The sequence below is a fragment of the Bradyrhizobium sp. YCK136 genome (genome assembly GCF_044570075.1).
GTDB lineage: Bacteria > Pseudomonadota > Alphaproteobacteria > Rhizobiales > Xanthobacteraceae > Bradyrhizobium > Bradyrhizobium diazoefficiens.
Genome location: NZ_CP172424.1, coordinates 3,261,167 through 3,285,934, shown reverse-complemented (window position 1 = coordinate 3,285,934; position 24,768 = coordinate 3,261,167). Strand labels below are relative to the sequence as shown.

Annotated in this window: 23 protein-coding genes and 1 pseudogene; 8 read left to right on the top strand and 16 right to left on the bottom strand. The window is 64.1% G+C overall.

Going from position 1 to position 24,768, the window contains the following annotated elements; genetic code table 11:
* Positions 1 to 9: 9 nt before the first annotated feature.
* The 3 genes from ACFLEY_RS15415 to ACFLEY_RS15405 form a co-directional block, all read right to left on the bottom strand.
* A complete protein-coding gene (locus ACFLEY_RS15415; protein WP_060908148.1) occupies positions 10 to 984 on the bottom strand; it encodes a tripartite tricarboxylate transporter substrate binding protein BugD in 975 nt (324 codons plus the stop codon).
* Positions 981 to 1,682 carry a phosphoribosylformylglycinamidine synthase subunit PurQ gene (gene purQ, locus ACFLEY_RS15410; RefSeq protein ID WP_060908149.1) on the bottom strand — a complete coding sequence of 234 codons (702 nt, stop codon included), beginning with the start codon at positions 1,680 to 1,682 and terminating at the stop codon, positions 981 to 983. The genes ACFLEY_RS15415 and purQ overlap by 4 nt, the downstream gene beginning before the upstream one ends.
* Before the next feature lie 251 nt (positions 1,683 to 1,933).
* A complete protein-coding gene (locus tag ACFLEY_RS15405; protein ID WP_026192128.1) occupies positions 1,934 to 2,998 on the bottom strand; it encodes an IS630-like element ISRj1 family transposase in 1,065 nt (354 codons plus the stop codon).
* Here ACFLEY_RS15405 and ACFLEY_RS15400 point away from each other — a divergent pair.
* Positions 2,972 to 3,970, top strand: coding sequence for a magnesium and cobalt transport protein CorA (locus ACFLEY_RS15400; RefSeq protein ID WP_060908150.1), 999 nt, complete (start codon positions 2,972 to 2,974; stop codon positions 3,968 to 3,970). The genes ACFLEY_RS15405 and ACFLEY_RS15400 overlap by 27 nt on opposite strands.
* 148 nt (positions 3,971 to 4,118) lie before the next feature.
* Here the strand turns inward: ACFLEY_RS15400 and purS are convergent, their stop codons facing one another.
* Positions 4,119 to 4,358, bottom strand: coding sequence for a phosphoribosylformylglycinamidine synthase subunit PurS (gene purS, locus ACFLEY_RS15395; RefSeq protein ID WP_060908151.1), 240 nt, complete (start codon positions 4,356 to 4,358; stop codon positions 4,119 to 4,121).
* A 13-nt stretch (positions 4,359 to 4,371) separates the two neighbouring features.
* A complete protein-coding gene (purC, locus tag ACFLEY_RS15390; RefSeq protein ID WP_008974302.1) occupies positions 4,372 to 5,139 on the bottom strand; it encodes a phosphoribosylaminoimidazolesuccinocarboxamide synthase in 768 nt (255 codons plus the stop codon).
* A gap of 309 nt (positions 5,140 to 5,448) precedes the next feature.
* Between purC and ACFLEY_RS15385 the strand changes: the two genes are divergently transcribed.
* Positions 5,449 to 5,772 carry a DUF1476 domain-containing protein gene (locus ACFLEY_RS15385; RefSeq protein ID WP_060908152.1) on the top strand — a complete coding sequence of 108 codons (324 nt, stop codon included), beginning with the start codon at positions 5,449 to 5,451 and terminating at the stop codon, positions 5,770 to 5,772.
* A gap of 116 nt (positions 5,773 to 5,888) precedes the next feature.
* Here ACFLEY_RS15385 and cynS read toward each other — a convergent pair whose 3' ends face one another.
* From cynS to ACFLEY_RS15365, 4 genes are all read right to left on the bottom strand, one after another.
* Positions 5,889 to 6,377, bottom strand: coding sequence for a cyanase (cynS, locus tag ACFLEY_RS15380; RefSeq protein WP_011088475.1), 489 nt, complete (start codon positions 6,375 to 6,377; stop codon positions 5,889 to 5,891).
* A gap of 15 nt (positions 6,378 to 6,392) precedes the next feature.
* Entirely contained in the window at positions 6,393 to 7,316 is a 924-nt protein-coding gene (locus tag ACFLEY_RS15375; RefSeq protein WP_011088476.1) for an ABC transporter ATP-binding protein, read from the bottom strand.
* Positions 7,317 to 7,322: 6 nt separating this feature from the next.
* A complete protein-coding gene (ntrB, locus tag ACFLEY_RS15370) occupies positions 7,323 to 8,162 on the bottom strand; it encodes a nitrate ABC transporter permease (RefSeq protein WP_060908153.1) in 840 nt (279 codons plus the stop codon).
* Positions 8,163 to 8,307: 145 nt separating this feature from the next.
* Positions 8,308 to 9,687, bottom strand: a complete 1,380-nt coding sequence (locus ACFLEY_RS15365; RefSeq protein ID WP_060908154.1) for a CmpA/NrtA family ABC transporter substrate-binding protein — start codon at positions 9,685 to 9,687, stop codon at positions 8,308 to 8,310.
* A 159-nt stretch (positions 9,688 to 9,846) separates the two neighbouring features.
* On the opposite strand from ACFLEY_RS15365, the gene ACFLEY_RS15360 reads away from it, so the two are divergent.
* Positions 9,847 to 11,775: a sigma 54-interacting transcriptional regulator gene (locus ACFLEY_RS15360; protein WP_060908155.1), complete on the top strand. Its 1,929-nt coding sequence runs from the start codon at positions 9,847 to 9,849 to the stop codon at positions 11,773 to 11,775.
* Positions 11,776 to 11,795: 20 nt separating this feature from the next.
* Here ACFLEY_RS15360 and ACFLEY_RS15355 read toward each other — a convergent pair whose 3' ends face one another.
* From ACFLEY_RS15355 to ACFLEY_RS15345, 3 genes and pseudogenes are all read right to left on the bottom strand, one after another.
* Positions 11,796 to 12,674, bottom strand: coding sequence for a sulfurtransferase (locus ACFLEY_RS15355; protein WP_211433998.1), 879 nt, complete (start codon positions 12,672 to 12,674; stop codon positions 11,796 to 11,798).
* A gap of 48 nt (positions 12,675 to 12,722) precedes the next feature.
* Positions 12,723 to 13,855 (bottom strand): annotated as a pseudogene (locus ACFLEY_RS15350) (acyl-CoA dehydrogenase family protein).
* 35 nt (positions 13,856 to 13,890) lie between these two features.
* Positions 13,891 to 14,433, bottom strand: coding sequence for an OsmC family protein (locus ACFLEY_RS15345; RefSeq protein ID WP_011088482.1), 543 nt, complete (start codon positions 14,431 to 14,433; stop codon positions 13,891 to 13,893).
* Positions 14,434 to 14,636: 203 nt separating this feature from the next.
* On the opposite strand from ACFLEY_RS15345, the gene ACFLEY_RS15340 reads away from it, so the two are divergent.
* Positions 14,637 to 15,329: a TetR/AcrR family transcriptional regulator gene (locus ACFLEY_RS15340; protein WP_396604679.1), complete on the top strand. Its 693-nt coding sequence runs from the start codon at positions 14,637 to 14,639 to the stop codon at positions 15,327 to 15,329.
* Between the two features lie 106 nt (positions 15,330 to 15,435).
* Here ACFLEY_RS15340 and ACFLEY_RS15335 read toward each other — a convergent pair whose 3' ends face one another.
* The gene (locus ACFLEY_RS15335; RefSeq protein WP_060908157.1) at positions 15,436 to 16,977 is read right to left on the bottom strand and encodes an alpha/beta fold hydrolase; all 1,542 of its coding nucleotides are present in this window, start codon (positions 16,975 to 16,977) and stop codon (positions 15,436 to 15,438) included.
* Positions 16,978 to 17,116: 139 nt separating this feature from the next.
* On the opposite strand from ACFLEY_RS15335, the gene mddA reads away from it, so the two are divergent.
* The 4 genes from mddA to ACFLEY_RS15315 all read left to right on the top strand — a co-directional run bounded on the left by mddA (position 17,117) and on the right by ACFLEY_RS15315 (position 20,911).
* Positions 17,117 to 17,896 carry a methanethiol S-methyltransferase gene (mddA, locus tag ACFLEY_RS15330; RefSeq protein ID WP_060908158.1) on the top strand — a complete coding sequence of 260 codons (780 nt, stop codon included), beginning with the start codon at positions 17,117 to 17,119 and terminating at the stop codon, positions 17,894 to 17,896.
* Positions 17,893 to 18,870, top strand: coding sequence for an NADPH:quinone oxidoreductase family protein (locus ACFLEY_RS15325; RefSeq protein WP_396604678.1), 978 nt, complete (start codon positions 17,893 to 17,895; stop codon positions 18,868 to 18,870). Before mddA ends, ACFLEY_RS15325 begins: the two co-directional genes overlap by 4 nt.
* 32 nt (positions 18,871 to 18,902) lie before the next feature.
* Complete coding sequence (locus tag ACFLEY_RS15320) at positions 18,903 to 19,655, top strand: PaaI family thioesterase (RefSeq protein ID WP_060912607.1); 753 nt, start codon at positions 18,903 to 18,905, stop codon at positions 19,653 to 19,655.
* A 335-nt stretch (positions 19,656 to 19,990) separates the two neighbouring features.
* Positions 19,991 to 20,911, top strand: coding sequence for a hypothetical protein (locus tag ACFLEY_RS15315; RefSeq protein ID WP_211434000.1), 921 nt, complete (start codon positions 19,991 to 19,993; stop codon positions 20,909 to 20,911).
* Positions 20,912 to 20,932: 21 nt separating this feature from the next.
* Here ACFLEY_RS15315 and ACFLEY_RS15310 read toward each other — a convergent pair whose 3' ends face one another.
* The 3 genes from ACFLEY_RS15310 to ACFLEY_RS15300 all read right to left on the bottom strand — a co-directional run bounded on the left by ACFLEY_RS15310 (position 20,933) and on the right by ACFLEY_RS15300 (position 24,575).
* Positions 20,933 to 21,562, bottom strand: a complete 630-nt coding sequence (locus ACFLEY_RS15310) for a hypothetical protein (RefSeq protein ID WP_060908160.1) — start codon at positions 21,560 to 21,562, stop codon at positions 20,933 to 20,935.
* The gene (locus ACFLEY_RS15305) at positions 21,517 to 23,217 is read right to left on the bottom strand and encodes a patatin-like phospholipase family protein (protein ID WP_211434001.1); all 1,701 of its coding nucleotides are present in this window, start codon (positions 23,215 to 23,217) and stop codon (positions 21,517 to 21,519) included. The genes ACFLEY_RS15310 and ACFLEY_RS15305 overlap by 46 nt, the downstream gene beginning before the upstream one ends.
* Before the next feature lie 161 nt (positions 23,218 to 23,378).
* The gene (locus ACFLEY_RS15300; RefSeq protein WP_060908162.1) at positions 23,379 to 24,575 is read right to left on the bottom strand and encodes a TrmJ/YjtD family RNA methyltransferase; all 1,197 of its coding nucleotides are present in this window, start codon (positions 24,573 to 24,575) and stop codon (positions 23,379 to 23,381) included.
* Between the last annotated feature and the right edge of the window lie 193 nt (positions 24,576 to 24,768).

Below are 24,768 nucleotides of genomic sequence, written 5' to 3'. Positions count from 1 at the left end.
CGCGAGGCGCTATTGCTTGGCGTCGTCCGCCAGCATCTTCCGGTATTTCTCGACGTCGCGCGTCACCAGTTGCTGAAGCAGCTCCGGCGTATGCTCGTTGTCGTCGGGCGCGACGGTCGACAGGTCGGCAAAGCGCTTCTTGACCGCATCGGTCTCGACCGCGGTGCGCGCCGCCGCATTCAGCCTGGCGATGACGGCCGGCGGCGTGCCCTTGGGCGCGAACAGGCCGTTCCAGCCCTGCGCCTCGAACTCCGGCAGCCCGGCTTCAGACGACGTCGGCAGGTCCGGCAACGTCGCGAGCCGTACGGTCGAGCCGACCACGAGTCCCCTCACCAGCTTCTCGTTGATCGACTGCGAGACCGAGGCCGCCGCGTCGCAGACGCCGTCGATCTGGCTGCCGATCGCATCGGTCAGCGCAGGGGCTGCGCCGCGATAGCCGACCAGCGTCGCGTCGATCCCGGCGGCGGTGACGAAGCTCTTGCAGATCAGATAGTTCGAGGAGCCGACGCCGGCATGGCCGAGATTGATCTTGGCCGGATTGGCCTTGGCGTAGGCGATGAACTCCTTGAGATCCTTCGCCGGAAAATCCTTGCGCAGCGCGATGATGCCGAACGTCTTCGCCACCATCGCGATCGGCACGAAGGAGTCCGGCGTAAACGGCAGCTTCGGATAGATCGTGTAGGTCGCGGCATTGGTGCCGGCATTACCGATCGCAATCGTGTAGCCGTCGGGCTCGGCGCGTGAGGCGCGCGCCAGCGCGGTCGAACCGCCGGCACCCGCAACGTTCTCGATCACGATGGTCTGGCCGAGCGCGACGCTCATCTGCTCGGCGACGGTGCGCGCGATCACGTCCGAGGTGCCGCCGGCCGCGAACGGCACGATCATGGTGATCGGACGCTTGGGGAAATCCTGGGCGAACGCGGCCGTAGCGAACGCAGCGACGGCGGCAGCGACCGACAGCCGCTTCAACACGGGTGAAATCACGCGGCCTTTTCCAGATGCTGGGCGAGACCGGCGAACAGGCCGCGGCCGTCAGTGCAGCCCATGATGTCTTCGACGTGGTTTTCCGGATGCGGCATCATGCCGAGCACATTGCCCTTGTCGTTGACGATGCCGGCGATCGAATGCGCCGCGCCGTTGATGTTGGCGACCTCGTCGACCACGCCCTCGGCCGAGCAATAGCGGTAGAGCACCCGCCCCTCGCCTTCGAGCCGCTTGATGGTCTCTTCGTCCGCCTCGTAATTGCCCTCGCCATGGGCGACGGGCACGCGGATCACCTGGCCGGCATTGTAGCCACGGGTGAACGGCGTGTCGGAACGCTCGACGCGCAGATGCACGTCGCGGCAGATGAATTTCAGCCGCGCATTGCGCATCAAGACGCCGGGCAGCAGGCCGGACTCGCAGAGGATCTGAAAGCCGTTGCAGACGCCGAGCACGAGGCCGCCCTTCGCCGCATAGTCGCGCACAGCATCCATCACCGGCGCACGCGCGGCGATTGCGCCACAGCGCAGGTAATCGCCATAGGAGAAGCCGCCGGGGACGACCACGAGATCGGTGCCTGCGGGCAGCGACGTCTCGGCGTGCCAGACCATCGCGGGCTCGCTGCCGGAGATCAGCCTCAGCGCGCGCGCCATGTCGCGCTCGCGGTTGATTCCGGGAAAGACGAGGATGGCGGCTTTCATGGCAGGGGTTCCGACGGTGACGGGAATCGGGCTGGCCAAAGGGCCAATTCGTGCAGAGACATAGCCATTTGACGGGGATTTTACCAGTGCTAGCCTCGCCGGACGGCCTTGTACACAGGCCATAGCCACGGCGCTTTTGCCTGACGATTTTGCCCGGGATTGCAGCCATGAACGTCCCGTCGCTGCCTGCATCCTCCTCCCAGCCGGTGTCCACCGAGGGCGTCGTCGCCGCGGGTGCCTATTACCCGGAATCAGAGCTGAGTGATACGGCGGCCTTTGAAACGGCGTTGACGGACCTTTTTCTTGGTCCAGACGAAGGGCTCGGCTCTGTCGTTGTATGCGTTGACGTAGGCATCGATGTGTTCCTGAAGCTGCTTGAGGCTCGTGAAGGAGGTGCCGCTGAGCGACTGCCCCTGCAAGATGGAAAACCATACTTCGACCTGATTGAGCCATGACGCACTTGTCGGCGTGAAATGAAATTGCACGTTGGGGTGGGCCTTGAGCCAGTCCTCGTTCTTTTTATGGGTGTTGAGGTTGTCGAGGATGACGTGAAGCTTGCGGTTCGGAAAAGCCGCGGTGACGCTGTTCATGAAATCGAGAAACTCGACGCGGCGCCGGCGTTTTGAATGGGTCGCGATGATCTTTCCGGTGGCGACTTCGAGCGCCGCAAACAATGTTGTGGTGCCATGCCGCTTGTAATCGTGGCTTTGGCCGGTCAAGGCGCGGCCATTGGGCAACTTCAGATAACCCTGCGCTCGCTCCAAAGCCTGGATCGAGGGCTTCTCGTCCACGCACAGCACAATGGCCTTCGCCGGCGGCGCGACATAGAGGCCGACAACATCGGCGGCTTTGGCCGTAAAGTTCGGGTCGTTGCTCTCGCACCAGGACTTGCGAGCCACCAGGTCAATCTTGTGGCTGCGCAGGAACCGCCAGACATATTGGACATCGACATCGCCCAGCGCCTCGGCCAGCAGGGGGCCGGTCCAGCGCGCAAACCCTTGCGGTGGCGGCTTATCCAGCAGCTTCAGAATCCGCTTGTCGGTCGTCTTCGTATAGATCGGCTGCTTGCCAGGCCGCGGCTTGTCTTGCAGCCCTTCAAGGCCATGGTCGGCATAGCGATGCCGCCAAAGGCTGACAATCCGCGGCTGGACCCCAACTTCCTTGGCGATCGACCGGGTGCTGCGCCCATCCGCCGCCAACAGAACTATCCGCGCCCGCTTCAAATCGCGCTGCAACGTCACCGGTGAGCGACAGCACGCCTCAAGCACCTTGCGATCTTTCCTCGAAAGGTGGACTTCTCTTGCTTCGGGTATCATCCCGACCTTGAATCACGACTCACGTTCTATGTCGACGGCCGGCGCGTCGCCAACATCGCCATCAGCGAGGCCTCGAGCTGGCGGGCCAAGCCCGGCCACGTGGTCTGGATCGGGCTGCACGAGCCGGACACGGCCCTGCTCGGCGCCGTGCAGAAGCAGTTCGACCTGCACGATCTCGCGATCGAGGACGCCGCCCACGCCCACCAGCGGCCCAAGATCGAGCAATACGGCGAGGCCCTGTTCATCGTGGCGCGGACGGCGCAGCTGATCGAGGGCCGGATCGCCTTCGGCGAGACGCACATTTTCGTCGGCGAAGGCTATCTGGTCTCGGTTCGCCATGGCGCCTCGACCTCCTACACGCCGGTACGCGAGCGCTGCGAAAGCTGCCCGCGGGCGCTCGCGCGCGGCGAGGACTACATCCTCTACGCCATCCTCGATTTCATCGTCGACAACTACTCGCCGGTGCTCGAGAGCATCCACGACGAGGTCGAGGGCATCGAGGACGACGTGCTCTCCAAGCCGATCAGCAAGGCGCAGATCGAGCGGCTCTACATGCTGCGCCGCGACCTGCTGCGGCTCAGGAATGCGATCGGCCCGCTGGTGGAGGTCTGCCGCCGTCTGGAGCATGACGAGCTGGCGATGGTGCGCGCGACAATGCAACCGCTGTTCCGCGACGTCACCGACCACGTCAGGAACATCCAGGAGCGCATCGATTCCATGCGCGAGGTGCTGGCCTTCGCCTTCGAAGCAAGCCTGCTGGTGGGCCAGGCGCAGGAGACGGCGGTCTCCAAGAAGCTCGCCTCGTGGCTCGCGATCCTGGCCGTCCCGACCGCAGTCGCCGGCATCTACGGGATGAACTTCAAGTACATCCCGGAGCTGCAGCTGGAATACGGCTACTTCATCGTGTTGGGATTGATGGCGCTCGCCTGCCTCGGGTTGTACTGGCGCTTCCGCCGCGTCGGGTGGCTGTGAGCGCGAACGTAGACGTAGCTCCTCATCCTGAGGAGCGCGCCCTCTGCGCGCCTCTCGAAGGATGAAGGCCAAGGTGCGAGAGCCGGGCCTGCATGGTTTGAGACGGCGCATTTCGCGCCTCCTCACCATGAGGGGCGACAAGGCAGGGCTAAACGATCTCGACCCGGTAGTTCTCGATCACGGTGTTCGCCAGCAGCTTGTCGGCGGCCTCCTTCAGCGCCGCCTCTGCCTTGGCCTTGTCGGCGCCGGCGAGCTCGATGTCGAACACCTTGCCCTGGCGGACGCTGGCGACGCCCTCGACGCCGAGCGACTTCAGCGCGCCTTCGATGGCCTTGCCTTGCGGATCGAGGATGCCCGTTTTCAAGGTAACGGTGACACGTGCCTTCACGTCGAAAACCCCTTTAGCTCTTCACCAGCACCGGGCCGGAGCCCGCCGGACGCTCGTTCTCCATGAGGATGCCGAGGCGCTTTGCAACTTCGGTATAGGCCTCCAGCAGCCCGCCGAGATCCCGGCGGAAACGATCCTTGTCGAGCTTCTCGTTCGACTTGATGTCCCACAGGCGGCAGGAATCCGGCGAGATCTCGTCGGCGACGATGATCCGCATCATCTCGTTCTCGAACAGCCGCCCGCACTCCATCTTGAAGTCGACGAGGCGGATGCCGATGCCGAGGAAGAGGCCGGTGAGGAAGTCGTTGACGCGGATGGCGAGCGCCATGATGTCGTCGATCTCCTGGGGCGTCGCCCAGCCGAAGGCGGTGATGTGCTCTTCCGACACCATGGGGTCGTTGAGCTGGTCGTTCTTGTAGTAGAATTCGATGATCGAACGGGGCAGCTGCGTGCCCTCCTCAATGCCGAGGCGCTGCGACAGCGAGCCGGCGGCAACGTTCCGCACCACCACTTCCAGCGGCACGATCTCGACCTCGCGAATCAACTGCTCGCGCATGTTGAGGCGGCGGATGAAGTGGGTCGGCACCCCGATGTCGTTGAGGTGCTGAAACAGGTACTCCGAGATCCGGTTGTTGAGGACACCCTTGCCCTCGATCACCTGATGCTTTTTCGCATTGAACGCGGTGGCGTCATCCTTGAAGTGCTGGATCAGGGTACCGGGCTCCGGGCCTTCGTAAAGAACCTTTGCCTTGCCTTCATAAATGCGACGCCGACGGCTCATTGGGATGTACCGTGTTTTGTTGAAATCCATGAATTTGGTGTGCTCCGGTTGACTAGGATTACGACCCACAGCGGAGCTGCCGTGAACAGCCGGGAACCCGTAGAAACAGAACGGGAACCAAGCCTTTAGGCAACCTATCCGATTGGCTGTCCGAGCACAATCGATCCGGCCGTCCGGCACCAACTTATACCGTTTTGCCTGCGGCTTAACGGCTCGTTGTTTTGCCGATTCGTGCTCCTTATCTAGGCATGCGCCGGGGCTCTCGCAACGAGGGCCGCCGGGTCCAGTCAGCAGGGAATTAAAAAAGGCATGAGCGAGATCAACAAGCGCGAGGAAGGCTTTGAGAAGAAGTTTGCCCTCGACGAGGAGCAGAAGTTCAAGGCGGAGGCCCGCCGCAACCGGCTGCTCGGGCTGTGGGCCGCGGAAAAGCTCGGCATATCAGGGGAAGCCGCCACGGCCTACGCCAAGGAGGTGGTCGCGGCCGATTTCGAGGAAGCTGGCGACGCCGACGTCCTGCGCAAGCTCATGGCCGATTTCGCCACCAAGAGCGTCGTCGTCACCGAGCAGGCGATTCGCGCCAAGATGAGCGAGTTGCTCGCTGTGGCCGCGGCCGAGGTGAAAGCGGGGAAGTAGCGCCGCGCGCGTCCCACACTCGTAGTCATTCCGGGGCGGTCCGTGAGGACCGAACCCGGAATCTCGAGATTCCGGGTCCGATGCTTCGCATCGTCCCGGAATGACGGAGCGGGAGATCACCCCTCCTTGAAGCCATACTCCGGCACGTTGCCGCTGGCGCCGTAATATTTGTACGGCAGGAACTTGCCGCTCATGGTGATCTTGACGCGGTCGCCCTTGGGGTTGGCGACGCGCTCGATCCCCATGTCGAAGTCGATCGCCGACATGATGCCGTCGCCGAATTCCTCCTCGATCAGCGCCTTCCAGGCCGGGCCGTTCACCATCACCATCTCGTAGAAGCGGTAGATCAAGGGATCGGTCGGCGGCATCGGCGTGCCAGTGCCGCGCATCGGCACCTCGTTGAGCATCGCGGTCTCGGCCTTCGACAGGCCGAACAGCTCGCCGGCGTTGGCGGCCTGGGGTTTTGTCAGTTTCATCTGGCCGAGGATCGCGCCGACGATCAGCACCTCCGCATAGCCGCCGATCTGCTCGCAAATGTATTTCCAGCTCCAGCCCTTCTCGCGCTTGATGTCGAGCAGCTTCTCGGTGAGGTCTTCGCGTTTCATGTCAGGGTCTCCTTTTTAGGCAGTGAGTCCGGGACTGGTCCCGGGTGTCCAAGTCTGTCGTTGCTCTTCGCCGCCAGTTGCGACCGTCAGTCCGGGCTTGCCGATATGCACCACGGGCACGTTGCGCGGATCGTGATCGGGCTTCTCGGCCGCGAATGTCTTGCTGCGCGTCACCAGGAAATCGATTATGTGGTTGCGCAGCGCATAGTACAGAGGATGGCGATGCAGATCGGTGCGGCCGCGATCCTTCGGCAGCGGATTTTCAACGACCTCGGCCAGCACCGCGCCGGGCCCGTTGGTCATCAGGAAGATCTTGTCGGCGAGATAGATCGCCTCGTCCACGTCGTGGGTGATCATGAACGCGGTCTGCCCGGTCTCCAGACAGATGCGCCGCACCTCGTCCTGAAGCGTGCCGCGCGTCAGCGCGTCCAGCGCCGAGAACGGCTCGTCCATCAGCATCATTTTCGGCGTGATCGAGAGCGCACGGGCAATACCGACGCGCTGCTTCATGCCGCCGGAGAGTTCCGAGGGACGCTTGTGCTCCGAACCCGTCAGGCCCACGAGATCGATGAAGGTTTGCGCATGCGCCTTGACCTTCGCCCGATCCCAGCTCCGCCATTTCGAGCTCACGGCATAGGCGACGTTGCCGAGCACGGTGCGCCAGGGCAGCAGCGCGTGGCTCTGGAAGATCACGGCGCGGTCGAGGCTGGTGCCCGAGATCGCCTGCCCGTCCACGATAACCGCACCCTCGCTCGGCGCATCGAGGCCGGCGAGAATGTTGAGCACGGTGGTCTTGCCGCAGCCGGAATGGCCGATCACGCAGCAGAACTCGCCCCGCGGCATCGACAGCCAGAGATTCTCGAACACGGTGGTCGTGGCACCGCCCGCACCCGGATAGCGTTTTGCGATGCCTTCGATGGAGATGAATTTGTCGGTCATCGGCCCCTACTCCGGAAACGTGACCATGCGCGTGAAGCGCGCGAGGATCTGGTCGAGCAGCATGCCGACGATCCCGATCAAGAGGATCGCTATGATGACGTTGGTGATCGAGAGGTTGTTCCATTCGTTCCAGACGAAGTAGCCGATGCCGGTGCCGCCGACGAGCATTTCGGCCGCGACGATCACGAGCCAGGCGATGCCGATGGAAATGCGCATGCCGGTCAGGATCGTCGGCGCCGCTGCGGGGAGGATCACCGTGAAGGCGCGCCTGATGGTGCCGACCTCGAACGTGCGCGCGACGTTGATCCATTCCTTGCGCACGCTGGCAACGCCAAACACGGTATTGAGCAGCATCGGCCAGATCGAGCAGATGAAGATCACGAAGATTGCCGAGATCGAGGAATCCTTGATGGTGTAGAGCGCCAGCGGCATCCAGGCGAGCGGCGAGATCGGCTTCAAGACCTGGATGAAGGGGTCGAGCGCCTTGCTCAGCAACGGCGACATGCCGATCAAAAAGCCGAGTGGAATGGCGACGAGCACGGCGAGCAGATAACCGGTGCCGACCCGCGCGATCGAATAGGCAAGCTGGATGCCGAGCCCCTTGTCGTTGGGCCCGTTGTCGTAGAACGGCCGCCTCAGGTGCTCCCACAGCTTGGCGCCGACATCGAGCGGCCCAGGCATGGCGGATTTGCCCTGCGTCGCGGTCAGGCCCATCAGCTTGGCGTATTCCGGGCTCATCGTGGCGACCGGCGCCGTCGAGCGCGTGGCGAGATGCCAGATGCCGAGGAACGCGGCCAGCAGCACGATCGAGACGAGGCCGGCGCGGAGGCGGAGGTTGGTGCTCATCTCCCTCTCCCCGCTTGCGGGGTTGGGGTGAGGGGGGCCCTCCGCAAGGGAGGTGAGAGTTGGACTCGCGGAGAGTCCCCCTCACCCGATCGCTTCGCGATCGACCTCTCCCCGCAAGCGGGGAGAGGTGAAGAGAGAGCGCCCATCACGACGCCTTCCTGATCTTGAAGCTCGCGAGGTAGTCCTCGGGCTTTGCCGGATCGAACGTCTTGCCCATCACCGCGAACGATTTGTACGCGGTTGCCGGCGGCGACAGGCCCATCTCGGTCATCAGCTTCTTGGTGTCGGTCGCCAGATACACCTGCTCGGCCACCGCCTTGTAGTCGACGTCGCCCTTGATCTGGCCCCAGCGCTTCATCTGCGTCAGCATCCACACCGCAAACGACTGCCAGGGGAACGGATCGAAATCGACGCGCTTGGCGTCGGTCTTCACGCCGCCGAGGCCGTCGGCATAGGTGCCGGTCAGGACCTGCTCCAGCACCGTGACCGGCGCGTTGATGTAGTTGGCGGGCGCGATGGCCTCCGCGATCTGCTTGCGGTTCTCCGCCTTCGACGCGTAGGCGGTGGCATCGACGATGGCGCGCGTCAGCGCGGCAAAGCTGTTCGGCGCCGTGGCGATGAATTCGCGGCTGGCGGCAAAGCTGCAGCAGGGATGGCCGTCCCAGATCTCCTTCGAGAGCAGGTGCATGAAGCCGACGCCGTCATAGATCGCGCGCTGGCAGATGTTGTCGGGCGCGAGGAAGCCGTCGATGTTGTCGGCGCGGAGGTTCGCGACCATCTCCGGCGGCGGCACCGAGCGCAACTGCACGTCGGTATCGGGGTCGAGCCCGTGCTCGGCGAGATAGTAGCGCAGCAGATAATTGTGCATGGAGTAGTCGAAGGGGATCGCGAATTTCAGGCCCTTCCAGTCCTTCGGATCGCGCTTGTCCTTGTGCTTGGTCGCCAGAACGATGCCCTGCCCGTTGATGTTCTCGATCGCAGGCACTGCAAACGGAATCGCGTTGGCGCCAAGCCCCAGCGAGATCGCGATCGGCATCGGCGCCAGCATGTGAGCTGCGTCGTATTCCTTGTTGATGGTCTTGTCGCGGATCACGGCCCAGCCGGCGGTCTTCACCACTTCGACATTGAGGCCGTGCTTGGCATAGAAGCCCATCGGCGCCGCCATGATGATCGGCGTCGCGCAGGTGATCGGGATGAAGCCGACCTTGAGGTCCTTCTTCTCCGGCGTGCCGGCCTGCGCGAAGACCTCGGTCGCGGTCTGAAGCGGGAAGAACTGCGACAGTGCGGCGAGTGCGGTCGATGCGCCGACCGATTTCAGGAAGGCGCGCCGGGCCACGTCCTGCGGAAACATCGCGCGCATCACGGCGGAGGCGACGATGCCCTCGTAGCGCTTCTCCTCACTCTCGATCTGCGCGCAGCGCAACGCCGTGGCCTGCTCGTGCTCCGCCGCGGACTGGTGCTGGCCGCAGGCACAGCCGGCTCGAAGGTTGCGATTGGGATCAAACGGATTGTCGAACGTGGACATCGGACCTCCTGCGCGTCATTGCAGAAGGAGTTACGCAAGGAGCATGCCATCGCCTTTCGGTCGGCCAGTGCCTTGATGACGCAGCGCTTTTCATCACACTTGGTCGCTACGAAAAATCGTGATAAACGAGAATTCGTAGTTCGATTACGAGATTTCGTGATGGCAACGACGCCAATGCTCGTTTCCGATGATACCGCCGAGGCGATCGATCCGCGCGTCGCCGCGTTCGAGTCCTCGGTCGAGGCCACGCTGCTGGTCGATCCCTATGCCGACCAGATCATCGATGCCAATCCGGCCGCCTGCGCCCTGCTCGGCTACGACCGCGCGCTGCTGCGGCAGACCAGGGCGAGCACCCTGCACGCCGGCGAGCTTCCGGCCCTGACCGTGTTCACCCAGGCCGTGCTGCACAAGGGCGCCTATTGGACCACGGTGCTCACCCCCCGCCATGCCACCGGGCAAAATCTCCGGCTGGAATATGCCGGCTGCGTGCTGCCCCATGACGGCCGCACGCTGGTGCAGCTCACCCTGACCGATCTCGACGCGCGCCGGCGCCGCAATGTCGATGCCGCCGCCGAAGACCACATGCGCAGCGGCATCTCGACCTGGCAGCGGGTCGAGCGGGTGTTCCAGGACATCGAGCGCGAGAACCAGCTGATCCTGCGCGCCGCCGGCGAGGGCATCTATGGCGTGAACGCGGAAGGCAAGACCACCTTCGTCAATCCCGCGGCCGAACGCATGCTGGGCTGGACCGCCGAGGAGCTGGTCGGCAAGGAGATCCACCCGATCGTCCACCATACCCATCACGACGGCCGGCACTATCACAACCACGACTGCCCCATTTACGCGGCGTTCCGCGACGGCGCCGTGCCTCAGGTCGACGGCGAGGTGTTTTGGCGCAAGGACGGCTCGCCGGCCTGGGTCGAATACACCTCCACCCCGATCCGCGACCGCGGCGTCGTGGTCGGCGCCGTCGTGGTGTTTCGCGACGTCAGCCAGCGCCGCGAGGCCGACGAGAAGCTGCACGCCGCGCTCACCGAGGTCGACCGCCTGCGTGAGCGGCTCGAGCTCGAGAACGCCTATCTCCAGGAAGAAATCCGCATCGAGACCAACCCGCGCGGCATCATCGGCCAGAGCGAGGCGATCCAGAAGACGCTGCGCCAGGTCAAGCTGGTGGCGCCGACCACCGCGGCGGTGATGATCACCGGCGAGTCCGGCACCGGCAAGGAGCTGATCGCCCGCGCCATCCACGAGGATTCCACCCGCAGCGACCGGCCGCTGATCCGCGTCAACTGCGCCGCGATCCCGCGCGAATTGTTCGAGAGCGAGTTCTTCGGCCATGTCCGCGGCGCCTTCACCGGCGCGACGCGCGACCGCATCGGCCGGTTCGAGCTCGCCGACGGCGGCACGCTGTTCCTCGACGAGGTCGGCGAGATCCCGCTCGAATTGCAAGGCAAGCTGCTGCGCGTGTTGCAGGAAGGCAATTTCGAGCGTGTCGGCCAGGAGCGCACCCGCGCGGTCGACGTCCGCGTCATCGCCGCGACCAACCGCGACCTCAAGCAGGAGGTCCAGCGCGGACGTTTTCGCGAGGACCTCTATTTCCGCCTCAACGTGTTTCCGATCGAGACGGTGCCCTTGCGCGAGCGGCGCGAGGACATTCCCCTGCTCGCCCAGCATTTTCTGACGCGCGAGGGCAAGGCGCTGAAATCGAATTTGCGCCTGTCGGAAGGCGATGCGCGGCGGCTCACGCGCTACGACTGGCCCGGCAATGTCCGCGAATTGCAGAACGTGATCGAGCGCGCCGCGATCCTGTCGCAGAACGGCCGCCTGCGCATCGACCTGCCTGATACCTCCGGCGCGCCAGCTCCGGCCGGCACCGCGCGCCAGAAGGCCGACGCGCGGCCCGCGGTCATGACGTCAGCGGAGATGCGCGATCACGAGCGCGCCAATATTCTCGCCGCGCTCGAGGCCTGCGCCGGAAAAGTCTTCGGCCCCGGCGGCGCGGCGGAGATGCTTGATATCAAGCCGACCACGCTGGCCTCGCGGATCAAGGCGCTGGGGATCGCGTCCCGTCCGCGGGCCTTCGGTTAGCGACAATCACGTAGCGACACTCACGCCGCCTTGGTCGTCACCTCGGATGCGATCGGCAGCCGCTGCTCGATCGGCAGCGAGGGATCGCGCGACCATTCGTTCCAGGAACCGAAATACATCCGCACGTCCTTCACGCCGGCGTTCTTCAGCGCCAGAAACGTGTTCGAGGCCCGCGCCCCCTTGAAGCAGTAGAGATAGACCGGTGTGGACTGCGAGATGCCGACGGTGGCGCATTCCGCCAAGATCTCGTCCTTGGACTTGAAGCGCGGGCCTTCGGCAGTCGGCTTCATCATGCGGTACCATTCCAGCCACACCGCGCCGGGGATACGGCCCTTGCGCGGGCAGAAATCCTTTCCATAAGGAGACGAGCTGTCGCCGATCCACTCGTCGACATCGCGCACGTCGAGGATGGCGATGCCGGGCTTGCCGACGGCGCCAAGCATGGTCTTCGCATCGATCAGGATCTCGCCCGCCTCAGGCACGATCGCGAACGAAGCCTTGGCCGGCGTCGGCACGTCCTTCGTCACCGGGAAGCCCGCGGCCGACCAGGCATCGAAGCCGCCATGCAGCACCTTGACCTTGGGATAGCCGAGCATGGTGAGCAGGTAATAGCCGCGGCAGGACTGGCCGAAGCCCGAGTTCATCGACTGCTCGTAGATCACGGCCGTCTCCTTGCCGGAGAGACCGGCGGCGCCGAACGCGTCGGCGAATTTCGTCTTCAGTTCAGTCATGCCCTCAGGCGTCGAGGTCGCGAGGAACGTGAAAATCTCGTGCACGTTGACGGCGCCCGGCAGGTGGCCTGCGGCATAGGCATCGGGGTTGCGGGTGTCGATGACGACACACGGCTCTAGCTTCAAGAGATCGGCGAGTTCGACGGCAGTAATCAGAACGTCAGTCATGGCAGCCTCTCCGTTGAGGTTGGGGGTCTTCGGGTGGACTCGCAAAGATCAGGAATCGGCGAGCATCTTGCGCAGCTGCTTGGTGGCAGGCGTGACGATCGCGACGAAATAGGCCTCGCGCAGGCGTCGCTGCGCGCGGTGGCTTTTGAGATAGCCGCGCGCGCCACAATGCAGCATCGCCGCATGCGCCGCCGCGACGCTGGCTTCGCCGGCGCGCAGGCGGAGCGCGATCACCTTGCGCCAATAGGTCTCCTCCGCATTGTAGGGATCGCGCGCCAGCGCCATGGTCTCGGCCTCGAGCTCGGCGGCGAGGTCGCGGAAGTGCACCGGCTGCTGCGGCAAATAACGGTTGATGTGGCCGAGGGGACCGCCGACCTCGTCCATGATGTTGATGCAATCCCTGATAACGCCGAGCGCCATGCCGGCCTGGAGCAGGATGAAGCCGGCGCGGATCTTCTTGACGAAGGGACCTGCGGGATCGGCGAGGATCAGCTCGTCCGGCACGAAGACGTCGCGGAACTGCACGCCATAGGTGCCGGTGCCGTCCATGGCGAGGAACGGCTTGCAGGGCGTGAGCGTGATGGCGGGATCGGAGCAGTCGGCCAGGAACATCACAGTCCCGGGCTCGCCACTTGCGATGCCCTGATCGTCCTCGCACTGGAAGATGGTGCCGAAATAATGATCGGGGCCGAGATTGGAGACCCAGGGCAGCGCGCCGCGGACGATGTAGCCGCCCTCGACCTTCCGCCCTTTCAGCTTGAGCTTCTCGATGCCGAAGAAGCTCTTCATCGGATTGGAGAGCCCGGTGCCGCCGAGCACCCGGCCGGTCGAGAAGGCATCGCCGAAGCGCCTCGCGAGCTTCATATTGGTGGAGTTGGCGGCGTACCAGACCAGCGTGTTCTGGCACCAGGCCATGAACGCCGTGGCGCGCAGACCTCGCCGATCGCCGCCATCGCCTGGATGGCGCAGCGCAAATCCGCGGGACCTTCGTGCGGCATGTGACTGCCCCACGCGCCGACCGCGCCGAATTCGCGCAGCACCTCGGCCGGATAGACCGAGCCGTCGTCGATACCGGCGGCGAGCGGCGCGAGCTGCTCGCGCGCGATCCGCGCTACCTCGCCTGCAATGGACGGTGCGGGCTGATCCAAAACGTCGACCCGCGATAAAGCCAGTGAACCCATGATCGCCTCCCGCACCTTGTCCTGTTGCCGTCAGCCTAGATGCCGACCTCGAGATTGACCGGACGGGTGAAGGTGTTGGCGACAGGCGACCATTTCTTCACATGGGCGACCAGCGCGTTGATCTCGTCCTGCGAGATGCCCTCGCACTCCATGTCGACCTTGACGCGCACGTCGGTGAAGCCAACGGGCTTGTCGGAGACATCGCCGGTGCCCCACACGGCCGTGATGTTGAGGTCGCCCTCGAGCTCGAGCTCGAGCTTGTTGACGATCCAGCCGCGATGCACGGCGTTGGCGTGCAGGCCGACCGCAAGGCAGGAGCCGAGCGCGGCGAGCGAGGCTTCCGACGGATTGGGCGCGGTATCGTCACCCAGAAGGCCCGGCGGCTCGTCGACGATGTAGGGCTGCAGATTGCGGATGTAGTTGGCGTGGCGGAATTTTCCTTCCGCGACCGTCTTGCATTTCAAGGTCTTGACGACCTTTGGATTGGCCTTGCCGCTCGCGATCAGTTGCTCGAGGCCATTCTTGTCGATGGGCGCGAGGCAACCCGTCAGCACGGTCTTTTGAACGACGGCAGTCATCAGTTTTCTCCCTGGCAGCCGAGGAAATCGGCAGGATACCGAACGGTCTGTTTCCTCGCATGGAGCGTGCCAGAGGCGGCCAAAAACAAAAGGCGAAGCATTGGAGCCGCTTAGCCGGCGCTGCCTGCGGATTGATCAGCCGCCCCTTGCTCAAAGGCGATGCAGATGGGTTGCGCTTTGCGAATCTTTTCAGCGCGGAACAGATGCGGCTTGCTGATGCGGCGTCGCTGCGGGTAAGTTTGGACTCATGGCAAAGACGTCATCGAAGAAGATCTCCGCCCCACGCCGGTGCCGGCGAAGACGAATCCGCGCGCGGGCGCCTCTTGAGCGCCGCGACGCATCTGTTCTGCAAGAACGGCATAAACGCCACCGGCATCGACGCGATCATCGAGGAAGCCGGCACGGCCAAGACCACGCTCTATAAATTGTTCGGCTCCAAGACCAACCTCGTCAACGCGGTGCTGGAGAGCGAAGGCAAGCAGTGGCGCGAATGGTTCATCGGCGCCATGGAGCAAGGCGGCGGCGACGCGCAGGCAAAACTCACGCGCATCTTCCCCGCGCTGAAGAGCTGGTTCGCCGAGGAACGCTTCTACGGCTGCCCCTTCATCAACGCCGTCGGCGAGCACGACAAGGACGCAAAACAATTCCGCAACATCGCGCTGAAGCACAAGAAGATCGTGCTCGGCCACATCGAGAAGCTCGCCGGCGAGCTCGGCTCGAGCGAGCCCGCAGTGCTCGCGCACCAGCTCGGCCTCATCATCGACGGCGCGATCGTCGCAGCGATGATCTCGCGCGACCCGGGCGTGGCGGATACGGCCGCGCTCACGGCCGGCCCCCTGCTCGGCCAGTCCAGGACGAAGAAGAAGCGCGCCGCGGATCAGCTCGAGGCGGTGTAAGCTCGCCATGATCCCGTAGGGTGCGCAAAAGGCGCAAAGCGCCGTGCCCACCAGATCTTCGCGGCCTTGTTGATCGAGATGGTGGGCACGCTTCGCTTTGCCCACCCTACAATGTCCGTTTCATAAATCCCCCGATCGCCGCCAGCACCGGCTGCTGATCGCCGGCAAAGAACCAGTGATCGTTGCCGTCGAGCTCGACGAACTCCGCGCCGCTGATCCGGCTCGCGATGTCGCGGCCGGCCGCGATCCGCACCGCCCGGTCGCCCCGCCGGTGCAACACGAGCGTCGGCACGGCGATCTGCGCCAGGAGATGCCGCACGTCGGCGTCGCGAAACGCCTCCAGCACGGCGGAGATGCCGCCGGGACTCGAGGCCGCGCGCAGCAGCCCCGCCCACCAGGCGCGCGCCTGGGCATCACGAGCCAGGCTCGGCGCAAAAGTTTCGATCCCGACCGGACCGCCCCATTGCGCGACGAGCTGCTGGCGCCAGGCGTCATACTGGCTGGCGCGCAGCGCATGCGGATAGTCCTGCGACCAGCAGCCCTTGGCCAGGGCGCCGAACAGGATGAGCCCGGCCACGAGGCGCGGCTCATCGACCGCAAATTTGATGCAGGCCGGCCCGCACTCGGAGGCGCCGAACAGCACGACGCGGCGCGCATTCGCCGCGCGCAGGACCGTGCCGATATCCTCCGCGGTGACGTCGATGCCAGGGGCCGATCCGACCCGGTCGGACAGCCCGATGCCGCGACGATCGAACACGATCAGCCGCCCGAGCTTCATCAACGACGCCAGAAACGTCCGGCTCGCGGGATGCTCCCAGGCGCGCTCCACATGCGACACGAAGCCGGGCATGACCAGGATATCGAGCGGGCCGCTGCCATAGGTCTGATACGCCAGATGCACGCCGGCGCCCTTCACATAGCGTGTCGCCGGAACGGCGAGCGCTGCCGCCGCGGGACTCATCAGCGCTTCGGTCTCGGCTTCCGGCGCAACCCCGAGCTCGTCGCGCAGCCGCTGCGTCAGCGCCGCGTGGTGCCGCTCAGCCGCGCTTCGGTCACCGGCCAGCAGCAGGCTGCGGATCAGATGGCGGCCATAGACTTCGCTGAGCGGATCGAGCTCGACCAGACGTCCCGCATGCGCTGTCGCGGCAAAATGCTCGCCCGCGGCGTTCTTGTCCTGCACCAGCCGCTCCAGCGCGTTCATGAGCCGCCCCCGCAGCGCCTCCCGGCGGAAGAACGCCCAATCGTCGAATTCGGGACAGTCGTCCAGCGCGAAGCCGGCCAGGAAGTCACTCCGGTAGATCCGGCAGGCCTGCTCAAAGTCGCCGCGGTCGCAGGCGCTCTCGAACAGATGCGTATCGACTTTCAGCGCGATCGCGGGTGACCATCGCACGCTGGCGCGATCAGTCTCGAACACCGGCTGGCCGAGCGTCTGCTCGATGCGGTGAAGCAGCCGCCGCAATCGCGCACGTCCGGTCTCGCCGGGGCTCTCGGGCCACAGCAGCGTGGCCACGACGTCCCGCGCCACAGCACCCTTGGCCTCCGCGACATAGACCAGCAGCGCAAGACCCTTGCGTAAGGCCAGCTTGATCGGGCGGTCGTCGGCATGAACCTCGGGGAAGCCAAATGTTCCCAGCGAGAAGGCCGTCATGGAAATCCTCCCTCCCCGGCCGGGGGACGCTCAGGGGACGGTCCAGCGATAACAGTCGGGTCAGATCGAGCCCGCTCGCCGGTGAGCGATTGAGGCTCCTGCATGCGGCACTGCCGCCGTCCGCACAATAGGAAAAAACATGTTCGCGCGCCTCGCAATCCTGCTCTACGCCATCGTGAGCTATGCCGTATTCACGGTCTCATTTCTCTACGCCCTCGGTTTCGTCGGCAATTATGTCGTGCCGAAGTCGATCGACGTCGGCAGCCCCACGAATCTGGGCGAGGCCATCCTCGTCAACCTGCTGCTGATGAGCCTGTTTGCCATCCAGCACAGCGTCATGGCGCGCCCGGCCTTCAAACGATGGTGGGCCAAATTCCTTCCCCTGGCCTGCCAGCGCAGCACCTACGTGCTGCTCTCCAGCCTGATCCTCCTGCTGCTGTTCTGGCAGTGGCGTCCGATCCCGACGCCGGTCTGGCAAACGAGCGGAATAGCGGCCTGGTTGCTGATCGGCGTGCATTGGCTCGGCTGGCTGATCGCGTTTGCCTCGACCCACATGATCGACCATTTCGATCTGTTCGGTCTGCGTCAGGCTTTCGTCGCGTTCCGCGGGACCGAGATATCAGGTCAATCCTTCAGGACGCCGCTGCTCTACAAGATCGTGCGGCATCCGCTCATGCTCGGCTTCCTGCTCGCGTTCTGGGCGACGCCCGCGATGACCGCCGGCCACTTGCTGTTCACGCTCGCGAACACGGCCTACATCCTGGTGGCGTTGCAGTTCGAGGAGCGGGATCTGATCGCCGAGTTCGGCGCGACCTACCAGGACTATCGCCGCCGCGTTCCCATGCTGGTGCCGCGCCTTTTCGCCCGCCGCCGGACGGACGATCGGAAATCGCCTCGTCCCGTTGGAGCACCCCGATGAAAGCGGTTCTGTGCAGCTCGTTCACCGGCCCTGCGGACTTGCGCCTCAGCGAGATCGACGAGCCGAGGCCTGCCGGCGACGAGATTCTCATCGACGTCCACGCGGCGTCCGTGAGCTTCATGGATCAGTTAATGGTCTCGGGCCTTTACCAGATGCGTCCGCCGACCCCCTTCGTGCCCGGCACGGAAGCATCCGGCATCGTCGTCGCGCTCGGCGACAAGGTCACGGCATTCGCCCCGGGCGATCGGGTGGCGTGCAGCAGCTGGACCGGCGGCTACGCCGAACGGATGACCGCGAAGGAATCGAAGAGCGTGCGTCTGCCCGACGGCGTCGCGTTCGAAGCGGCAGCGACGGTGCTGCACAATTACGGCACGGCCTATTATGCGCTGGTCGAGCGCGCACGGGCGCAAGCCGGCGAAACCGTGTTCATCACCGGCGCTGCCGGCGGCGTTGGACTAGCCGCCGTGGACCTCGGCCGCCATTTCGGCCTGCGCGTCGTCGCCGGTGTCGGCTCCGATGACAAGGCCGCCCTGGTGCGCGGTTACGGCGCCAGCGAAATCGTCAACTACCGCAGCGAGGACCTGCGCGACCGGATCAAGTCGATCACATCGGGACAAGGCATCGACGTCGGCTTCGACAATGTCGGCGGCGCGGTCTTCGAGCAGATGGCGCGGCTGATGAAATGGGGCGGACGGCTGCTGCCGATCGGCTTCGCCAGCGGCGAGATTCCACAGGTCCCGATGAACCTGCCGCTCCTGAAAAACTATTCCATCTTCGGCGTCTTCGTCGGCGCCTGGGCGGAGAGGTTTTCCGCGGAGGCCGCGCGCATGAACGTCACTCTGATGCAATTGTTGGCCGACGGACGAATCCGCCCGCATATCGACCGTGTCCTCCCTTTGGAGGAGGCCGGGGACGCCATGCGCGCCGTGGCCAATCGCACGGTTCAGGGACGAATTGTCCTCAAGATCAGGTAGAGTGTGCCGACGAGGAAGAGAGAACAAGACTGATGACCTGGATCATCATCGACAAGCGCTATTGCGGTCCTCCGAACTCCGGCAACGGCGGCTATGTCTGCGGCCGGCTGGCACGGCACATTCCCGGGGCTGCGGAGGTGACGCTGCGCGCACCGCCGCCGCTGGACCGGCCGCTCGATGCGGTCGCGACCGACGACGGCACATGGGAGCTCCGCGATGGCGCCAAGCTCGTCGCGACCGGGCGGCCGACAAATGTCGAACTGGCGCGGCTGGAGAAAGCCAGCTTCGAGGAGGCCCGCGCCGCCGAGCTGCGGACGCCGGTCAAGCCGCACGAGCACCCGTTGCCGACCTGCTTCGTGTGCGGACCCGCCAGGGCGAAGGGCGACGGCCTTCGCATTTTCGCCGGACCGCTCGGGCGTGATGTGCGGAATGCCGTTCTCGCGGCGAGCTGGATACCGGATCCGAATCTGGCCGCCGAGGACGGCCTTGTCGCGAGCGAATTTCTCTGGTCGGCGCTCGATTGTCCCACCGGCTATGCCTGCAACTACAATCAGGAGAGCGACAGCTTCGACCAGGCGCCGCTCCTGCTGGGACGGATGTCGGCACGCATCGAGGCCCGGCCGCGCCCCGGCGACCGCTGCGTCATCACGGCCTGGCCGACCGGCCGCGACGGCCGCAAGCGCACGGCCGAGGCCGCAGTGCATGATGAAACCGGGAGGTTGCTGGCCGTGGCGCGCGCGACATGGATTGCAGTGGAGCGCGAGGTGCAGCTGGGGTGCGGGTGATGCTCGGCGGGCGACGGGAGAAGCCCCCGCCCCATACCTTTTCAAGAGCAAAAGCGCCGCGGCGATGAGCTGACTTCGGCCAACCAAACGCGATGCGACCAAGCCACGCCGAACGGCCCGTGGCGGGTGTAAGCGGCTCTCCCGAGGCTGTTCACACCTCAATCGGGCATTCTTAACTACCGCAACCTGTGTTACTCTGCCGGCCGTCCGGGCTTCGGACGGCGGCTTCCGCCGCGCTGTGCGATTGCTTCGAAAATCACTTTGGTGCGCTCGCGGCTGCAGTTTCGAAATGCGCCGCCTGCAAAAATATAGTGCTTATGCGATAGGAGTGCCTGATGCGTCTTGCCCCAGCCTCTCTGCTCTTTTCGACCAGCCTGTTTGGATTTTTCCTACTGTGCGACAGTTCGGCGCCGGCGAACCCAACCTACGTCTGTCCCATTGCATCCGCCGCGCTTGAAGATGACACGCTGTACGCATTCGACGGTCGAACGATGACCCCGGTCATTTCCGCGAATGAGTTCGAGGCCCCCCAGCGAAAGTGGACAACTCTCTATTTCGTCGTCAAGACGGCCGGCGATGACCGGGCCGGTGCGATCGTGATAAAGACGGCGAGGCTTGGACCGCAACTGACCTCCGACCGGCCGGACTATGGCCGCGTCTTGTTGCGACGATCCGGCGTCGGCTCGAATTGTGGAAGCCAGCGTTCATATTTGAACAGCGTTTCAACGCTCGCATACGAGGCCTATCACGACCTGGGTTACGATCGCGGCGAGATCCTGGAGCGCCCGGACGGGAGCGACACTGGCCTCACTACTTTGCAACACTTCCATACTGGCTACGACGCAACGGACTATGCTTCTCGTGACCAGAAATGCAGGCGAACGGATGACAAAAAGCGTTACGATGGAAGCTACGAAGCGCGAAGTAACCGCTCACAATTTTCGTTTGTGACAGATATCGTCGACCACGGCATCAGCGGCGCGGCTTCGCAAGCGGCCTCGGGGGGCTTTCGGTGGGTCGCGTCCCTGATTGTTCCTCCAGCTTCTGCCAACAGAGAAAATTTGCGGGAGCGTCGGGTTGAGATCAAGCCCTATCAGACAGTTGCCGGCATCGCTTGCGTACCCTTCCGGATCAGCCCACGAGGCACCGCGCAGGTGATCCGGGTTAACGATCTCGATCGCAGGAAACAGGTTGGGTTCGACTTCGGCAGAGTGAAGGAAATCCGGCTAGGTCCGACAACCGGAGGGGAGCCTTAGAAGCGCCGGCTGCGCGACTCATCAACCAGCGGGCGCGCTCGGAGCCGGAGCAGCAAAAGGCGGGGCCCCCGTCAACCGCCGAACGAAGTCGTCTGCTGTGGCAGCGGCATCCAACCCAAATGCACTTGCCATCATTTCAACGCTGGACCAGCCCAGGTCTCGATATGCCTCGAACTGGGCCGAGTCGAAAAACTGATCGACAGTGGATTGATTCGGGAAATCAGGATATTTGGCCTTGTACCCTTTGGTGGAAAAGCTGAGCTGCTTGATCATTCCCGATTTCAGATAAACGAATGTTCCGGTCTTCGCTTGGTCCGCAATCCCGGCACGGTGCTCGGCAGGATAATCGATCGAGGCCACGAAGTAGGATTTCTTCGCGAACTTCGCGCCGGCCGGATAGCCCATGTCCCCTGCGGGCGCGATGGTATCTGCCTCTGCCTCGATCTTGATGATGACACCAAAATCTTCGCGCACTCGCTGACATACCGAGGCGAGGGCCGACATTGCCGTTGACGGGTCCTCCTCCGAGTCGAGCACGATCACCACATCGCAGCGCCTCCGGATGAGCTCGTAGGCTCCCAGATTGTCGAAGTGCCCTCCGTCGCTCAGCTCGAGAAAATCGCTGTCGCGCTGATAGCCGGACCGAAACACCCCGTACTTGAGGCCCGGCGAGAAATAGTTCGGCGTTCCCCGAGATGCGCCGGGAGCGCCAATCCAAAGGCCGAGGCGACCGTCTGATCGAGGTCGTTGACCAGAATGACGTTGGTGTTGATCAGTGGATAAGGAAGCGGACTGGTCTGTTTGGGTGGCCATATCGCCGCCAACGGCAACCGGTCCGCATCGCTATAATTTGGCGCATCCGCCGCCTTTTGCTCAATCGTCGGCATGAAGGCTTCCATCAGGCGGTCGCGATAGAAGCGATGCAGACCGAGGTAGTTGACGTTGCTCCACCATCCAAAGGCAACTGAAAACACCAGGAGCGCAGCGAAAAACTCGCGGCAATATTGTGCCTGGTCTGCGGTGAGATGTTGCGGCTGGATTAGAAATCTCACTCCAGCATAAGCGATCACGAGTATGAGATAGAGAAAGGCACCGGCCGCCAAAGTGGCCGCGACGCGGGTGGCAAGAGAGGGCGCGAGCCGCTGCGCCTGCACGAAGTGACCATAAAGACCGGAAAGAAATCCGCTGGCGACGGTGAAGATTCCGATCAGCGCCTTTCCCCCGGTTGGATAGCTCTTGGTGGAATCCGCGATTGCCTCGAACACAAAGGGAAGAGATCCGAACGTGAGGCACGCGATCAGGGTGGGAAACCACACCGTCGCGGCCAACTCGTATTTGCGCCGCACCGCATAGTTGACGCCGAACTCCAGTATCCCTGAAAGCTGCAGAATGCCGACAATAATCGCGCACGCGCCGAACAGACCGAATCCGGCGGTCGCAATCAACAGCGCCGAAGTGACGGGATCGACAGTAGCCAGATCGAAACGTGCTCCGAAGTGACCGAACGTGAAGTAGGAGACCAGCAGCCCGGCGATGCCGACGGCGGCACAACGCCCGGCCCGGGCGATGCGGTCACCGCGGTTTTCCGTGGTCTCGGGAGGAATGAGGATCGAGATGATCGCAAGGAATATCGTCCCGATCAGCGCAATCGCCAGAAGCAACACAATGGCGAAAATGAAGACACCGGCAAACGCCGAAACGCAGATGCCGATCCATGGCAACGACAGGGTCATGGCTTCCAGTTTTGGGACGGTTAGCTCTCCCATGGTCCCGTACGATTCGTAGAAGGCGTGAAAGCCGGTGGCCACGAATACGACCAGCATGAACGCGATCGCCAGTGGCAGCCAGAAGAAAACGCTGATCAGAAACGTGCGAAGCAGAACCGCGATTCCCGACCAGATCGAGATGCCGCCGCCTGGCGCGAGAAAGCTGGCGTGCCAGCGCAAATACTTCAGGCTCTCATTTTCACTTGCAAGAGATTGCGTTTGCTCGCTGCCATAGGGAAAGTTTGCGCCCGCGTCGGTGTTGGGATCGTCATGCCATTTCCACTGCACCGCCGACGCGGCATATCCGCCGCCGGACACGCTCGATATGTAGTCGAAATGCTTGAGCAAGCCGCTGTTGGCAAATCTTTGCAATGCACCGAGACAGAACGTCGCCGAGCGAATGCCTCCCCCTGACAGCGCGAGCCCAATCCAGGGGCCGGTTACAGCTCTCTTCCGGCCCACGGCCACAGCAGCGCGTTCATCCTGCAAAACGGCGGCTTCGTGCTGCCGCGCGATCGCTGTGGCCCCCGCCTGCGTCAAGCCCCTTTTTCGAAAAAGCACAGGCGCCCCCACAACCAGCGAATGAGGTGAACAAGCCCGACAATCTTAGCCGCTTGTCCGTGGACGGAAAGGCAAAAGCTGGATTTCGGAACAGTTCAGCCCGCTGAGGCATGGGCCGTGGTGGATAAGTCTTGGGTACTTCAGGTCTTGGACATCATGGACTGGAGAACCGTAAGGCCACTCTCCAGATCCCGCTCCACATCCGCCGCCCGGATCTCCAGCACGCGATAGTCGCGCGCCTCGAGCCACGTCCGCCGTCCCGCGCGGTCCGCCGCGATGGTCTCGCCCTCGCCCGGGTTCACCAACTCGATCGCGATCCGGTGCGGGAACGAGACGAAGTCCGGGATGTGGCGGCCGACCGGGGTCTGGCGCTTGAACTGGCCTGCGAAGCGGCGGTCGCGGGTCAGGGCCTGCCAGAGCAGGCGCTCGGCGTCGGTCGGGTTGCGGCGGAGCAGGCGGGCGAGCCCGCGCACGGTCGAGCCGCTGTCGGGGACACCGCCGCCCTGGCCGTGCTCGGCCAAGAGCGCGCGCAGGCGGGTTGCCTGCTCGCCGTCCAGCACGCCGCCCTTGGCCGGGCCCTTGCGCCCCTCCGCGATCGCCATGACGACGCCATGGAGGGTGTGCATGTCCTGCTTGGTCGGCTCCATCCGGCTGAAGATGTTGCGCAGGTTGACCAGCATGGTGTCGCGCTTCTCGGCCGGCCGCAGGAACTCGACCTTGTCGAGCTCGCGCACGAGATTGTCGAAGAAGGCCTGCATCTGGTGCTGCGAGGCGCGCTCGGAGCGCTCCGGCATGGCGTGTGGCAGCTCGCCGGATGTCGCCAGCTTGAACCATTCATAGCCGATCAGCAGCACGGCCTGGGCGAGGTTGAGCGAGGCAAAGCCCGGATTGACCGGGAAGGTGATGATGCGGTTAGCGAGGCCGACCTCCTCGTTGGTCAGCCCCCAGCGCTCGCGGCCGAACAGGATACCGGCCTTGCCCCCGGTCGCGACGTGCCCGGAGATCTCGGCCGCTGCGGCTTCCGGACCCACCACGGGCTTGGCCTGGTCATGGGGGCGCGCCGTGGTGGCGAACAGCAGGTCGAGATCGGCGACGGCCTCACCGACCGTGTCGAACAATTCGACCTTTTCCAGAATGTAGTCGGCGCCGGCGGCAGCGCGCTGGGCGGCGATGTTGGGCCAGCCGTCGCGGGGGTTGACGATGCGCAAGCGGCTCAGGGCGAAGTTGCCCATGGCGCGCGCGGCCATGCCGATGTTTTCGCCAAGCTGCGGCTCGACCAGGATCACGATCGGACCGTCGAGGGAAAGACCCGCCTTGCTCTTGTCAGTCCCCGACATTTCGTTTCGCTTTCACTCTTCGTCTCAAGGCCTTGGCAAGGCGCTCTCAGGAATTGATTCAAGGCCCGCCGCGAGCCGGCGCGCCCTGCCGCCTGTCGTTTGCCTGTCCTGACGAAATTCTCAAGGGAAATAACGACTTGGATTCGACTTTTGAATCTCTTCTGAAGCCTCAGGCCGGCCCTCGCCGGCGGGC

Coding starts and splice junctions, on each gene's coding strand:
- purQ (WP_060908149.1), bottom strand. CDS start 1,682: ATGAAAGCCGCCATCCTCGTCTTTCCCGGAATCAACCGCGAGCGCGAC.
- ACFLEY_RS15405 (WP_026192128.1), bottom strand. CDS start 2,998: ATGATACCCGAAGCAAGAGAAGTCCACCTTTCGAGGAAAGATCGCAAG.
- purC (WP_008974302.1), bottom strand. CDS start 5,139: ATGAGCCGTCGGCGTCGCATTTATGAAGGCAAGGCAAAGGTTCTTTAC.
- ACFLEY_RS15385 (WP_060908152.1), top strand. CDS start 5,449: ATGAGCGAGATCAACAAGCGCGAGGAAGGCTTTGAGAAGAAGTTTGCC.
- cynS (WP_011088475.1), bottom strand. CDS start 6,377: ATGAAACGCGAAGACCTCACCGAGAAGCTGCTCGACATCAAGCGCGAG.
- ACFLEY_RS15375 (WP_011088476.1), bottom strand. CDS start 7,316: ATGACCGACAAATTCATCTCCATCGAAGGCATCGCAAAACGCTATCCG.
- ntrB (WP_060908153.1), bottom strand. CDS start 8,162: ATGAGCACCAACCTCCGCCTCCGCGCCGGCCTCGTCTCGATCGTGCTG.
- ACFLEY_RS15365 (WP_060908154.1), bottom strand. CDS start 9,687: ATGTCCACGTTCGACAATCCGTTTGATCCCAATCGCAACCTTCGAGCC.
- ACFLEY_RS15360 (WP_060908155.1), top strand. CDS start 9,847: ATGGCAACGACGCCAATGCTCGTTTCCGATGATACCGCCGAGGCGATC.
- ACFLEY_RS15355 (WP_211433998.1), bottom strand. CDS start 12,674: ATGACTGACGTTCTGATTACTGCCGTCGAACTCGCCGATCTCTTGAAG.
- ACFLEY_RS15345 (WP_011088482.1), bottom strand. CDS start 14,433: ATGACTGCCGTCGTTCAAAAGACCGTGCTGACGGGTTGCCTCGCGCCC.
- ACFLEY_RS15340 (WP_396604679.1), top strand. CDS start 14,637: ATGCGGCTTGCTGATGCGGCGTCGCTGCGGGTAAGTTTGGACTCATGG.
- ACFLEY_RS15335 (WP_060908157.1), bottom strand. CDS start 16,977: ATGACGGCCTTCTCGCTGGGAACATTTGGCTTCCCCGAGGTTCATGCC.
- mddA (WP_060908158.1), top strand. CDS start 17,117: ATGTTCGCGCGCCTCGCAATCCTGCTCTACGCCATCGTGAGCTATGCC.
- ACFLEY_RS15325 (WP_396604678.1), top strand. CDS start 17,893: ATGAAAGCGGTTCTGTGCAGCTCGTTCACCGGCCCTGCGGACTTGCGC.
- ACFLEY_RS15320 (WP_060912607.1), top strand. CDS start 18,903: ATGACCTGGATCATCATCGACAAGCGCTATTGCGGTCCTCCGAACTCC.
- ACFLEY_RS15315 (WP_211434000.1), top strand. CDS start 19,991: ATGCGTCTTGCCCCAGCCTCTCTGCTCTTTTCGACCAGCCTGTTTGGA.
- ACFLEY_RS15300 (WP_060908162.1), bottom strand. CDS start 24,575: ATGTCGGGGACTGACAAGAGCAAGGCGGGTCTTTCCCTCGACGGTCCG.